Below are 12,263 nucleotides of genomic sequence, written 5' to 3' on the forward strand. Positions count from 1 at the left end.
TTTTCTTCAGCGTAGCCCGAGGCCACGGGCAATGATTCCACGCAGGATTTCGCGGGTTCCTCCCCGTAGCGAAAAACTGGGGGCGGCGAGCAGGATGCGCCGAAACACCGCCGCATATTCGGGGTCAGACGCATCTTCGCGCAGAACGCGCCGCGCGATTTCCGGCACGTCCTGTTCGAACAACGCACCGAGATCCTTGACGATTGCAGCCGCCAGAACCGGCTGTTCGCCCCGCGCCAGACGCCCGGCGACCGACAGCGACATCTGCCGCAGCACCATCAGCCGGGCGACCATGCGACCCAGATCGGCGGTTTCTGCCGATCCAGGGATGCGTCTGACGCAGCGCAGCAGCTCATCCACCAACACGAAGGATGAAAGGAACCGGTCCGGACCGCTGCGCTCGAACGCCAGTTCCGACATGACTTGCGCCCAGCCGTCGCCTTCCTTGCCCAAGAGGGCGTCGGGGGGCAGCGCGACATTGTCAAACGACACTTCGTTGAAGTGGTGCTCACCGCTGATGTCCAGAACCGGGCTGACGGAAATCCCCGGAAGGCTCATGTCCACGAGAACCTGACTAAAGCCGCCGTATCGGGTTTCGGCCTGGCTCGTGCGGCAAAAGACGATCATGTAATGCGCCTTGTGCGCGTAAGTCGTCCACAGCTTGGTTCCGTTCAGGACATAGCCATCAGCCGTCTTTTCGGCCCGTGTCCGCGCGGCAGCCAGATCCGATCCGCTGCCCGCCTCGCTCATGCCTATGCCGAAGAAACAGGTTCCCGCAGCGATGCGCGGCAGGATGGTCCGGCGCTGTTCCTCGGTGGCATGGCGCAGGATCAGGGGCGCGCTTTGGCGATCCGCGATCCAGTGGGCCGCGACGGGCGCCCCCGCCGCGAGCAGTTCTTCGACGACGATATGCCGGTCCACGGCACTGCGGTCATGGCCGCCGTATGCTTTCGGCAGGGTCATGCCCAGCCAGCCACGTTCGCCCAGTTTCTTGCTGAAATCTGCGTCGAACCCGGTCCAGGATCGTGCCCGTTCGCGGGCTGGCAGATCCAAAAGCGCCTCGGCCAGAAAGGCGCGGACATCATCCCTCAGCGCCGCCTGCGCCGGAGTTGTCGTTTCAAGCGGAAATGTCGGAAGTGCCATCATGCCACCTTTGCCAAGTCGCAGGCGGTCAGTGCTGGCCACAGACCCCGCTCGGGTTGGTTTTGCGCCCAGTTCGCCAGATATTCGGCCCATTGCGATTCAGATCCGTCCTCGTCGCGCCACGCCCACAGACGGCGGGTCAGCAGATGCAGGGAATATTCCTCGCTAAAGCCGATCGCCCCATGAACCTGATGCGCGATTGACGCGGCTGCCGTCGCGGCCTCTGCCGTGCGCAGCTTTGCCGCCGCCGCAGTCAGAACGAAAACCTCTTCCCCTTGTGTCATGAGCGCCTCAAAAGCTGCCAGCGCCATGTCGGCGGCAACGGTGGCGGCACAACTTTGGGTCGCAAGAATGGCCAATTGGTGTTGGATGACCTGAAACTTTCCCAGTGCGCGCCCGAATTGTTCACGCTCATTGCAATAGCGCAGGCACATATCGGCAACCGCCTCGATTGCGCCGGCCATCTGCACGGTGCGCAAGGTTGACATGAGCGCGCGCAAGGCCACGGGGGACATTGCGATACGAGCCTGCGGCGCGGTCGGTTCCTGAACGATCAGACTATCACGCGCTTCGCCCGCATGGTTGGTGCCCGGGTTCCAAAGATCGGCGGTGGTATGGATCAGCGACAGCCCGACACCGCCATCCAGTTCGGACAGGCGGACGACCGCGCGCAGATGACGCCCGAATGGCACCGCCTCCACGCCGGCCCAAGCCAGCGCCAGAGGCCCGTCGAGCGATCCCAGCCCGGCCTGCGACAGCACCCAGTTGGCCAGCAGCGTTTCGCCCAGCGGCAGGGCGACGGCACGGGCCGCCGCCACCCGCACGGGGGCAAAGGCTTCGCGGGCAGAGAAACCGAATCCACCGTTCTCTTCGCGCAGCAAGGCAAGCGGAAAGCCCGCCTCTTCGGCAGCCGACCAGAGCGCCGGGTCGAAACCGTCGCCCCCGCAGCCGGCGAAAAGCTTCTCCGATGTCTCAAGGACCATGGAGTATGTCGAATTGTCCATTGCATCACCCTCGGCCATGGCTCAGACCCACCCGCTCGATGCCGACACGAAGACTGGCCCGAAGGCCGACACGAAGACTGAGCCCACGCGGGCAAGCGCCGCCAGCGCGATGTCATAAGCGGCGATCGCAAGAAGCTTCCGCGCGACGCCAGACGCCATCGCGCCGCCTACGGCACCAAGGCCGACAAATGCAGTTCTGGACATGGTCTCTCCTGATTCGAATGATTTCACCAGCTGAAACACTATTTCATTTAAACTTTAGCGCTCCTGATGCAAAATGCAACCCGGTTCGACAGGCTGTTCGCCGATCACAAAGACTGCTAGGTGAGGCTGCGGACGGGGGAATTTTTTGCTAACACATCCACTTCATTCTCGACCGGTGGAAGCGCCGGTTGGGGAAATGACAATGTTAGGGGGTAACTGATATGGCCTATCAACCGGTGATTGCGGCACTGAGGGTGCTAGACGTTCTGGCTGCGATCAGCAAGACAGCCGGAAAGGCCACTGTCGGTGAAATTCACCGCCTGACAACGCTGGACAAGGCAACGATCGTGCGAATGCTGACCACGCTGGCCCATGCCGGATATATTGTGCGCGACAGCGACAACCGGACCTACCGCGTCACCGGTAAGACCCTGCAACTCAGCGCGGGCTACAACCGGCATCAGGCCATCGGGTCAATTGTGTCAGAGGATCTGGCGCAGTTCCGGCAATTCATTGGTTGGCCTTCGGATGTGTCGATCTTCGACGAGGACGCAATGCTGGTCGTCGAGACATCTCGGGAAACCGAGCCGATGCGCTTTTTCCGCAAGCCCGGATATCGGGCACCGATGCTTTACACCAGCCTCGGGCGGTCCTATCTCGCCTTCTGCCCGGAAGAGGAACGGCAAGCTTTCCTGGAGCGCGCGCAGAAGAATCCCGCACCGGAATTCGCCCTCGCGCGCGCCCCGGATGCATTGGAAGCGCTGCTCGAAACCGTGCGGGCGCGGGGCTATGCCACGATGGACGATGGCTATTCGCGCGAAAACTACGAGTCGCAGTTTTTCAGCATCGGCGTCCCGATCCGGACGCACGCGCAGGTGTTCGGCTCCATGAACATCATGTATCTGCGCCGCGCCATGACACCTGATGAGGCGCGCGATCAGTTTCTCGCGCCGTTGGTCGAGGTTGCGGACAAACTGGCCGCGAAACTCGAAATGCATACGGGCGACGTCGCCTGATATGTGTCGCTGCCGCGCGTCCCGACCATTCCAATCCCGAAGGACTTCCCAGATGCCACAAGCCATAGGCTTCGTGGGCCTCGGGGCTATGGGCTTCGCGCGGCCGGCTCGATAAGCTGCTATCGCCACTTGGCTGTATGGGAATTGTTCAAGGCGAACAACGTACTTTCGAATTCGTCCTGGCCATTCTATGATAGGCTGAAAAGCCGAATGGAGTGAGGCATGAAAGAGGTGCAAGGGATCGTCGGCGAGGAAAAGGCAAACGAGACGACGCGCGGCGCTCAGAAGTTTGTCGGCGCAGTCGAGAATGCCATTTCCATCTTGCGTTTCCTGTCCCATGACCACGCGGCGTCGGGTGTCGCCCGAATTGCACGTGAAACCGGCATCAACGTTTCGACCACGTTCAACATCCTGCGCACCTTGGCGAATGAGGGTCTGATTTCGATGAATCCGGCGACTAAGGAATATAGACCCGGACTCGGCCTTCTCGAATTCTCCATTCCCCTGCTTGGCACCAACCAGATCGATCTGCTGCACCCTGTCCTGGAGCAGCTTTCGGTCGGGCACCGGGCGTTAATCGGCCTGTGGAAAGTCACGCCCCATGACCGCATCGTGCTTGTGGATCGCGTCGTGGAAGGCAAGACGGTCCGTGTCGACATGGCGCTCGGATCGCGCCTCCCGGCTCTTGCCGGCGCAGTGGGCCGCTGCATCGCGGCGACCCGCCGACTGCCGAAATCGGAACTGCAACGCCGGTTCAACTCGCTACGCTGGCAGAACGCACCGACTTTCGAGGAGTATGCCGCAGACGTGGAGCGTGCCCAGTTGACGGGTTACGCCTTCGACCACGGGAACCTCTTCCAGGGGCTCGACATTGCGGCCGCCGTCATCGTTGATCACGAGGGCCGGGCGCGCTTCGGTATCAGCGGCATTGCCATCATGGGCCAGATGACGAAGACGGAACTCGACGCATTGGCCCGCGAACTGCGGGATACGACGAACCGCGTTTCCGCCAATCTTTACGGCACCCACGAGGACCCGCGCGTGACGGATGCCTAGATGGCGTAATGGGTCGGCTTTTCATTCGTAGCCAGTTGGTTGGCTGTCCGGCTCCTTGCCCTCCTTCGCTGCGACGTCTTCACGACCCCCTGCGATCGGCTTACTCCGCCTTGGCCGGAGACTGGCAGACGCCGCCCCGGAATTGCACACCGCCGATCAGGTGTCAGGCTTGTCGCTGATCCGTTCCGCTATCGTCGAAATCCTCGGCGATCAGTTTGCGAACAACGCTGACCGGAAAGAACATCCGCAGCGGCGATCCGGCGCAATGATCGACGAGCAGATCGCCGCCATAGCTGCCCCCGCGAATGCTCTGGTCTCGCTCTATCATCGAAAAATAGTCTGCCGGACCGATGTTGCCGGCGTCGATGAAAGTATCCTGCTTGATAAGCTCACGTGTCACCTGTCTTCGGGGCCGTCACTTCAACAAGATCCGGGAAAAGCCCGCTGGTTGTTTCCCCCTGGCACCTCAGATCGGATCCCAAGAGAAGACGTCGCCCGAACGCTCCAGCGGGGTGAAACCCGCCTGGAAGGCTGGTAGGGCGCGTTCTGCAATCAGGGCCGGCGTCCAGCCATCTCCCGACTGGACGCTGCGGATCGGTCGCATGGCGTTGAACAGGAACAGCTCGTTGAGGCGCGCCGCGAAAACCTGCCCGGTAACACCCGCCGCCGCCGCCGCCGCCGACGCCAGGAAGACGACGAGCGGCGCGTTGGTTTCCGGTGTCATGCGCTTCATGCGCTCGACACGCGCCTGCTCTTCCGGTGTCGTTGCCGGGATGGAGCTGGTCATCCGGCTCCAGGCGAAGGGCGCGACGCAGTTCGAGCGCACGCCGAACCGGCTCATGTCCAGGGCGATTGATTTCGAAAGGCCGACGATGCCGAGCTTGGCTGCGGAGTAATTCGCCTGGCCGAAATTGCCGATCAGCCCCGAGGTGCTGGTCATATGCACGAACGCGCCGCTGCCCTGGGCCCGGAACGGCTCGGCCGCCGCACGGCTCATGTAGAAGCTGCCGTTCAGGTGGACGTTGATCACCGCTTCCCAATCGGACGGGTCCATCTTGTGGAAGATGACGTCCCGAAGGATGCCGGCATTGTTGACCACCACATCCACCTGTCCAAAACTGTCCATCGCCATCTCGATGGTGCGGCGCGCGGCATTCCATTCAGACACGCTTTCGCTCGAGATGATCGCCTGCCCGCCGATCTGCTCGATCATCGCACGGGTTTCCTCGGCGGGTGCGCTGGAACGCTCGCCGCTTCCTCCCAGTGAGACGCCAATATCGTTGATTACCACGCGGGCACCCGCCTTGGCGAATTCCAGCGCGATGCCGCGCCCGATCCCGCCGCCCGCCCCGGTGACGACCGCAACCTTGCCCTCAAGCCCCAAACCCACTGTCATTTCGTACTTCCTCCTTGAATAGGCGCTTTATCGGCCGAGACCGAGCACTTGCCTGGCAACAATGTTGCGTTGAATTTCGGATGACCCGCCATAGATCGATGTCGGACGCGCCTGAAGGAAGACGCTGCCCGGATAGAGCGTCGGCGCGTCGGGCACTTGCCCGGCAAGCGTTCCCAGTTCCCCGGCAACGTCCATGATGCGGTCTGCGATCTTCTGGTAGAGCGCGGATTGGTTGATCTTCAGCATGGAAACGTCGGGACCCAGCGTATCGCCACGTCGCACCTTGTCTGCGAAGGTCGTGTAGAAGGACTTGTGGTCCTCGAGCTCCATGCGCAATCCGTTGAGGAGCGATGCATAGTCGCCCCTCTTTCCCAGATGGTCGCAAAGCCGCTCAAGATGGTCGAGCGCGCCTTCCGATTGCTTTGGCGAGCCCAGGAACAGGCGTTCGAAGCCAAGGAGGTTCTTGGCGATGGTCCAACCCTCGTTCACCGCGCCGACAATCGCGTCGGCGGGAATGCGGACATCATCGAAGAAGACCTCGGCAAATTCGTCATGCAGGTCGATGTTGATGATCGAACGGACCGTCACGCCGGGCGTATCCATCGGCACCAGGAAGAAGCTTATGCCCTTTTGCTTGGCGGCCTGAGGATTCGTGCGGGCAAGCACGAAAATCCATTGTGCGTCCATGCCCAGCGTCGTCCAGACCTTCTGGCCATTGATCACCCACTGATCGCCTTCGCGCACGGCAGAGGTCCGCAGCGCCGCCAGGTCGGAGCCGGCATTGGGTTCGCTGTAGCCTTGACACCAGATGACTTCGCCCGAGAGGATCTTCGGCAGATGGTAGGCGCGCTGCGCATCGGTTCCATGCGCGATCAGGAGAGGACCGACCATGGTCACTCCGGTATCGGGCAGTCTCGCACAACCATAGCGCTCCATTTCCTCGATCAGGATCAGCAGCTTCGAGGGCGTCAGTCCCATCCCGCCATATTCGCGCGGCCAGCCGGGTGCCAGCCAGCCCTGCTGCGACAGTATCTTGTACCATGGCATGGCTTCTGCAGCGTGCAACCGCTTGGGAGGACTGCGCAGGTCCTGCGGATAGTTGGTAGCGATCCAACCACGCACCGCAGCGCGAAAGTCGGTATCCGAAAGCAGGTTCAGATCCGCATGCGGCTGAGGTGCCGTCAGGCTAGCGGTGGCTGTCATTTCGTTCTCCCCTGGAAGCGGGTGCGCTTCCGAAAAAAGCCGCTGTGATCCCGCTCATGGCCGCCCCTCCGTCAGGCTGCCGTAGCGTTGGCGATGGAAGCCGGCACTGCCGTAGCGCGGCGCCAGCACCATGGCGCGGCGCAGGAACAACCCGATATCGGCCTCGTCGGTGTAACCGATGGCACCGTGCAACTGCACCGCCTCTCTGGTGACCAGCATGGCGGCATCGGCCGCCCGCGCCTTCGCTCTGGAGGTGATACGACGGCAGTCGTCGCCCGCATCGAAGGCCTCGATGGCATCGTGCAGCACCGCCCGCGTCAGGCCAATCTCGATTTCCATATCCACAGCCCTGTGCTGCAGTGCCTGGAAATGGCCGATAGGTTGGCCGAACTGGACGCGTGTCTTGAGGTAGTCAAGCGTGATGGCAAAGGCGCGCTCCATGATCCCAAGCAAGGCCGACGCCGTGGCTAGGGCCGCCGCTTCAAGGGCCTTCGCATCGGGCGCGGACAACCGGTCCGCCTCGACCCCATCGAGGATCAGGGTCGCCGTGTGACCGCCATCGACGGTGTCTTCAATTTCAAGCGACAGGCCCGCGGCTTTCGCGTCGATCAACCAGCAGGCTTCACTCGAAACGACAAGAAACGCATCGGCGGCGGCGGCCATGGGCACGAAACGCCGTCTTCCCGAGATCCGCCCCTCGGCCTCGGTGATGTCTCCGGCGATCGTGAGGCCATCGGGGGCATCAAGCCAGGCCGGCAAGATGAGCCTGTCACCGCTCAACGCTTCGGCAGGTGCGTCCTTGCCCATGAGATCAAGCGCAAGCTGGGCCTCGATGAACGGTTCGGGCAGCAACGCCGCGCCGACCTCGCCGGTGAGCGCCGCATATTCGGCCATGCCGAGACCGGCCCCGCCCGCCGCTTCCGGCAGCCGAAGTCCAAGCCAACCCATCGCGGAGATCTCGCTCCAGCGGCCTCGGTCCAGCCCCGGCCTGCCAAAGCGCAGCTGTCGAACAGCCTTGAGATCGCCATCGCGCGCAGCAACGCCTGCGGCGCTTCCGACCAGCATGCGCAGCCCCTCAAGCCTGTCCTCGCCCGTCGCGTTTACTACATCCATCGCCGTTTCCTCCTCATTCGAATTGGGCGAGACCGTTTGCGAGCACCACCACATCGCGCTCTGTCACGCGCATGCGGAATGAGCCGTCCGGCCAGATTTCCGTAAGCAGGGTCTCTCCCGGCAGGACCGTCGAACTGAAACGAACATCAAGCCCCTTGAGCCGCGTCGGATCGCCTGCGCAAAGCGTCTTCACCAGAGCATGCGCGGCGATGCCCAGGGTGCACAGCCCGTGCAGGATGGGCCGCTCGAATCCCGCCCTGGCGGCAACATCAGGATCAAGGTGCAAGGGATTGTTGTCGCCATTCCAGCGATACCAGAGCGCCTGTTCGGGCCGCGTCTGCATCTTGCGGACATATGCGGGCTCGGTTTCGGGCAGCACATGGGTCTGCTTCACCGGACCGGTCGGCCCCCCGAAGCCTCCGTCCCCGCGCAGGAAGGTGGTGGAACGGGTCGTCGCGTAGAGCCTGCCATCCTCCGCGTCGCGCAATTCCTTTTCGGTATAGAGCAGCGCGCCGCGCCCGGCGCCCTTGTCGATGATGCCGGTCACGCGGGTCTTGCCGATCACCACACCTTCAGGCGGCAACGGGGCATGCAGCGTAATGCCTTGCTCACCATGGACGAGGCGCAGCGCATCGACCCCGGTATCGGGGTTGGCAAGCCAGAACCCAGGATGCCCGAGCACTAGGGGCAGGGTCGGAAAGGGGGTCAGCGCGCCTGCGCCGACGAACCCCAGATCACCCCGGTCCATCGGGTCCTGTCCGACGCCGATAGATAACGCATAGAATGCGCACTCGCGCGGACCGTAGCTCTGGCGGACCTCGGGAATGTGGTAGGCCCTGATCTTTTCGTAGTCGATCATGGCAAATCCTCCTCATCGCACTCGATCACCGCGTCGAGCGCGAAGGCCCCGTCGGGCAGCGCGAGCACCGGATTGAGATCAATCGCGCGCAGGCGAGGGCCCGCAGCGGTGGCAAATGCGGAAAGCCGTGACAACATGGAGGCAAGCCCATCTATATCAACGGGCGCGCGGCCGCGTGCCCCAGTCAGGATTGCCGCAGCCTTGATCGACAGGATCATCTCCCGCGCCGACGCCTCGTCGAAGGGGCAGGGGCGGATCGCCACGTCGTTGAGAATCTCGACAAAGATCCCGCCCAGACCGAAGACGGCGACAGGGCCGAAGACGGGGTCGCGGCTAATGCCCATCAGGCATTCGACGCCCCCCGAAAGTTGTCGGGCCACCAGGATACCGGCAATGCGCGCCGCGGGAGCAGCCCTGCCGACGGTGTCGAGAATTTCTTGATAGGCAACGCGGGCGGACTCGGCATCGGCCAGGTTCAGCCTGACACCGCCGATATCGGACTTGTGAACGATGTCGGGAGAGACAATCTTCATCACGACAGGGAAACCGAGTTCGGTCCCGGCGGCGGCGGCGCTTTCCGCCGAGTGTACGATCCGTTCGGGGGCAGCCGCGATGCCTGCTTTCGCAAGAAGCACCTTTGCCGCGTATTCGTCGGGGCTGACGGCTGGCAGGTGAACATCCGGCAGATCCGGCAGACCCTTCGGCTTTCGCGCCATCATTTCGCCCACCCGTCCCATCGCCGCAATGGCCCGCACGGCCCGGCTTGGATCGGAAAATACAAGGAAACCAGCCTCCTCGTAGGCGCGCGTGACGGCATCATCCGCGATGATGCACAGCGCCAGCAGCCGCTCGGGAAACTCGGTCCGGATCTTGTGCAAGGTTTCGCGCAGCTTCGGCGCGAGCGTCGCGCTTCCAGCCACATAGGTCATGAAACACAGGATCGACTGGTATCCGCCATCCCTGATCGCCGCGCGGGTGAACTCCTCGAACAACGACATGTCGTTCAGCGCCTGGGCCGTGCAGTCAAGCGGATTGGCCGGAGCGCCATAGGGCAGAAGCTGTTTCAAGCGGACCTGCGCCTCGGCCGGCATGGCCGGCATCGGCAAGCCCAACAGTTCCGCCTCATCGCTGGCGACAATCCCCGCGCCGCCGCTGATGGTGATTACGCCGAGACTGTTGTGGACGGGATAAATCCGCTGCCGCGCCGCGTAGGCGAAATCAAGCATCTGTTCGGTATCGCGCACCCGGATGACGCCATGCTCGGCAAGAACCGCCTCGGCCACAGCATCGTCCCCGGTGAGCGAGGCCGTATGCGAGGCGGCCGCCGAAGCACCGATGGAGCTGCGTCCGGATTTCAGCATGAAGACCGGCTTGCCGGCTGCACGCGCCGCATCAAGGGCGGCGATCATGCGGTCCGCGTCACGAAAACCCTCCTGATAGGCGCAGATCACGTCCACCGCATCGCTGCCGGCCATCCAGCCGATGGCGTCGGCGACCGTCACATCCGCCTCGTTGCCGGTGGTAACCAGAACCGAGGTCCCAAGGCCGCGCATCCGCGCCACGGCCGCAAGATGCGTTCCGTAAGCGCCCGACTGGCTGGCGATGCCGACATTGCCCGGCAGGGGGAATGCCATTTCCAGAAACGAGGAGAAGGTGCCGTAATACCCCACGGCGACATTGTAGACCCCCAGCGTGTTGGGACCGAGCACGCGCATGCCGTAGCCACGTGCAATGGCCAGCACTTCGGCCTGGATTTTCTCGCCTTCCGCACCCGTTTCGGCAAAGCCCGCGGAAAACAGCGTGACCGAGCGGCACCCCTTTTCGCCAAGCGCCCTGACGATCTCGGGCGTCTGCTTCGCCGCGACCGCGATGATGCCGGCCTCTGGCGTCTCGGGCAGATCGGCGACCGAGGCATAGCAGGGCAGCCCCTGGACCTCGTCACGGCCGGGATTGACCGGCAGGATGCGCCCCTTGTAACCGCCGCTCAGCATGGCCGCTATCGGGCGTCCGCCGATACGCGCAGGATCCGCGGATGCGCCGATGATCGCGACGGACCGCGGCGCCAGCAGCGCGCCAAGGGATGCGAAATCATGGGTGCGGGGCTTTGCGGTCATGGTCACAGCACGGCCTCCGAACCGAGAAAGGCCGTAACCTGGCTTGACAGTGTGCCACCATTGCCATGCAGGAGTGCGACATCCGCCGTCTTCAACTGGCGCTCGCCGGCTTCCCCCCTGATCTGGGCCACGCCTTCGGCAATCAGGAACATGCCATACATTCCCGGATGCACGCAGGACAGGCCGCCGCCGTTGGTGTTGACCGCCAGTTCCCCCCCCGGTGCGATGCGCCCGTCCTGAACGAAGCGGCCGCCTTCGCCCTTCGGGCAAAAGCCGAGATCCTCCAGGAAGAGGATGGTGTTGATCGTGAAGGCGTCATAGAGCATGACGAGATCGACCTCGCCGCGGGTCAGACCCGCCATTTCGAAGGCGCGCGGCCCGCTTTCACTGGCGGCGGTCACGGTAAGGTCGGGCATGGCCTGAATGGACCGATGCCAGTTCGCGCCGGCCGCGCCGAGGAAATAGACGGGCTTTTGGGGGAAGTCCCTGGCCCTGTCCGCCCGGACGAGAATGCAGGCGGCGGCGCCATCGGTCACCAGACAGCAGTCGCCGGCAGTCAGGGGATCGCTGACCATGCGCTTCGACAATACGTCGTCGCGGGTCAAGGGGCCACGCGCAAAGGCATCGGGGTTGAGGTTCGCCCACTGGCGCGCGGAAACCGCGACATCGGCCAGCATGTCCCGCGTGGTCCCGAACTGGTGCATGTGCCGGCTGGTGGCAAGCGCATAGGCCGTGATCGGATGGCGTGGCGCGTAGGGCGTCTCGTGCCATTGCGGTTCGGACATGGAGACGAGGCGGCCGCCTGCCGTGCGCTGGTTGGAACCGTAGCAGATCAGCGCCACGTCGCAGAGTCCCGCCTCCAGCGCGAGAGATGCCTGCAAGAGATGCATCTCGAAGCTGGAGCCGCCGACATTGGTGCTGTCGAAGTATTTCGGCTTCAGGCCAAGATATTCGGTGACACTCATCGAGGCAAAGGCGTGGCTGCTGGTCGCCGCGAAAACCGCGTCGATATCGCCGAGTTTGAGGCCGGCATCCGCCAGCGCCGCATGGACGGAAAGCCCCAGAAGTTCAATGGCCGAGTAGCCGGGCGCCTCACCCACGCCCGCCACACCCATGCCGACGATCGCTGTTTTCCCGCGAATGGAATGGCTCATG

The 12,263-nt window shown here is 63.3% G+C and carries 12 protein-coding genes; 2 read left to right on the top strand and 10 right to left on the bottom strand.

Translation table 11 applies throughout. The annotated features are described in order from the left end of the window. Positions 1-6: 6 nt before the first annotated feature. The 3 genes from TQ29_RS18790 to TQ29_RS18800 are packed head-to-tail and all read right to left on the bottom strand — an operon-like array spanning position 7 to position 2,351. Positions 7-1,143: an acyl-CoA dehydrogenase family protein gene (locus TQ29_RS18790; RefSeq protein WP_054540650.1), complete on the bottom strand. Its 1,137-nt coding sequence runs from the start codon at positions 1,141-1,143 to the stop codon at positions 7-9. Continuing rightward, positions 1,143-2,147 (bottom strand): acyl-CoA dehydrogenase family protein, encoded by a 1,005-nt coding sequence (locus TQ29_RS18795; RefSeq protein ID WP_162231845.1) that lies wholly within the window; start codon positions 2,145-2,147, stop codon positions 1,143-1,145. The genes TQ29_RS18790 and TQ29_RS18795 overlap by 1 nt, the downstream gene beginning before the upstream one ends. A 21-nt stretch (positions 2,148-2,168) precedes the next feature. After that, positions 2,169-2,351, bottom strand: a complete 183-nt coding sequence (locus TQ29_RS18800; RefSeq protein ID WP_054540652.1) for a hypothetical protein — start codon at positions 2,349-2,351, stop codon at positions 2,169-2,171. Positions 2,352-2,572: 221 nt separating this feature from the next. Between TQ29_RS18800 and TQ29_RS18805 the strand changes: the two genes are divergently transcribed. Both TQ29_RS18805 and TQ29_RS18810 read left to right on the top strand, forming a co-directional pair. After that, complete coding sequence (locus tag TQ29_RS18805) at positions 2,573-3,367, top strand: IclR family transcriptional regulator C-terminal domain-containing protein (protein WP_054540653.1); 795 nt, start codon at positions 2,573-2,575, stop codon at positions 3,365-3,367. Positions 3,368-3,589: 222 nt separating this feature from the next. Continuing rightward, positions 3,590-4,423: an IclR family transcriptional regulator gene (locus TQ29_RS18810; protein ID WP_054540654.1), complete on the top strand. Its 834-nt coding sequence runs from the start codon at positions 3,590-3,592 to the stop codon at positions 4,421-4,423. A gap of 163 nt (positions 4,424-4,586) precedes the next feature. Here the strand turns inward: TQ29_RS18810 and TQ29_RS18815 are convergent, their stop codons facing one another. The 7 genes from TQ29_RS18815 to TQ29_RS18845 all read right to left on the bottom strand — a co-directional run bounded on the left by TQ29_RS18815 (position 4,587) and on the right by TQ29_RS18845 (position 12,262). Next, a complete protein-coding gene (locus TQ29_RS18815; RefSeq protein ID WP_054540655.1) occupies positions 4,587-4,823 on the bottom strand; it encodes a hypothetical protein in 237 nt (78 codons plus the stop codon). A gap of 66 nt (positions 4,824-4,889) precedes the next feature. Next, positions 4,890-5,819 (bottom strand): SDR family NAD(P)-dependent oxidoreductase, encoded by a 930-nt coding sequence (locus TQ29_RS18820; RefSeq protein WP_054540656.1) that lies wholly within the window; start codon positions 5,817-5,819, stop codon positions 4,890-4,892. 27 nt (positions 5,820-5,846) lie between these two features. Next, positions 5,847-7,022, bottom strand: coding sequence for an acyl-CoA dehydrogenase family protein (locus tag TQ29_RS18825; RefSeq protein ID WP_054540657.1), 1,176 nt, complete (start codon positions 7,020-7,022; stop codon positions 5,847-5,849). 54 nt (positions 7,023-7,076) lie between these two features. Further along, entirely contained in the window at positions 7,077-8,135 is a 1,059-nt protein-coding gene (locus TQ29_RS18830) for an acyl-CoA dehydrogenase family protein (protein WP_054540658.1), read from the bottom strand. Between the two features lie 13 nt (positions 8,136-8,148). Further along, positions 8,149-8,994 (bottom strand): MaoC/PaaZ C-terminal domain-containing protein, encoded by an 846-nt coding sequence (locus TQ29_RS18835; RefSeq protein ID WP_054540659.1) that lies wholly within the window; start codon positions 8,992-8,994, stop codon positions 8,149-8,151. After that, entirely contained in the window at positions 8,991-11,108 is a 2,118-nt protein-coding gene (locus TQ29_RS18840; protein WP_054540660.1) for an acetate--CoA ligase family protein, read from the bottom strand. The genes TQ29_RS18835 and TQ29_RS18840 overlap by 4 nt, the downstream gene beginning before the upstream one ends. Positions 11,109-11,110: 2 nt before the next feature. Beyond that, the gene (locus TQ29_RS18845; RefSeq protein ID WP_054540661.1) at positions 11,111-12,262 is read right to left on the bottom strand and encodes a thiolase; all 1,152 of its coding nucleotides are present in this window, start codon (positions 12,260-12,262) and stop codon (positions 11,111-11,113) included. Between the last annotated feature and the right edge of the window lies 1 nt (position 12,263).

The sequence above is a fragment of the Actibacterium sp. EMB200-NS6 genome, from assembly GCF_001305615.1.
GTDB lineage: Bacteria > Pseudomonadota > Alphaproteobacteria > Rhodobacterales > Rhodobacteraceae > Actibacterium_A > Actibacterium_A naphthalenivorans.

Bases quoted from the DNA above. Each gene is read 5' to 3' on its own strand.
- TQ29_RS18830 (WP_054540658.1), bottom strand. From the start codon at position 8,135: ATGGATGTAGTAAACGCGACGGGCGAGGACAGGCTTGAGGGGCTGCGC.
- TQ29_RS18835 (WP_054540659.1), bottom strand. From the start codon at position 8,994: ATGATCGACTACGAAAAGATCAGGGCCTACCACATTCCCGAGGTCCGC.
- TQ29_RS18790 (WP_054540650.1), bottom strand. From the start codon at position 1,143: ATGGCACTTCCGACATTTCCGCTTGAAACGACAACTCCGGCGCAGGCG.
- TQ29_RS18810 (WP_054540654.1), top strand. From the start codon at position 3,590: ATGAAAGAGGTGCAAGGGATCGTCGGCGAGGAAAAGGCAAACGAGACG.
- TQ29_RS18800 (WP_054540652.1), bottom strand. From the start codon at position 2,351: ATGTCCAGAACTGCATTTGTCGGCCTTGGTGCCGTAGGCGGCGCGATG.
- TQ29_RS18795 (WP_162231845.1), bottom strand. From the start codon at position 2,147: ATGGACAATTCGACATACTCCATGGTCCTTGAGACATCGGAGAAGCTT.
- TQ29_RS18820 (WP_054540656.1), bottom strand. From the start codon at position 5,819: ATGACAGTGGGTTTGGGGCTTGAGGGCAAGGTTGCGGTCGTCACCGGG.
- TQ29_RS18825 (WP_054540657.1), bottom strand. From the start codon at position 7,022: ATGACAGCCACCGCTAGCCTGACGGCACCTCAGCCGCATGCGGATCTG.
- TQ29_RS18840 (WP_054540660.1), bottom strand. From the start codon at position 11,108: ATGACCGCAAAGCCCCGCACCCATGATTTCGCATCCCTTGGCGCGCTG.
- TQ29_RS18805 (WP_054540653.1), top strand. From the start codon at position 2,573: ATGGCCTATCAACCGGTGATTGCGGCACTGAGGGTGCTAGACGTTCTG.
- TQ29_RS18845 (WP_054540661.1), bottom strand. From the start codon at position 12,262: ATGAGCCATTCCATTCGCGGGAAAACAGCGATCGTCGGCATGGGTGTG.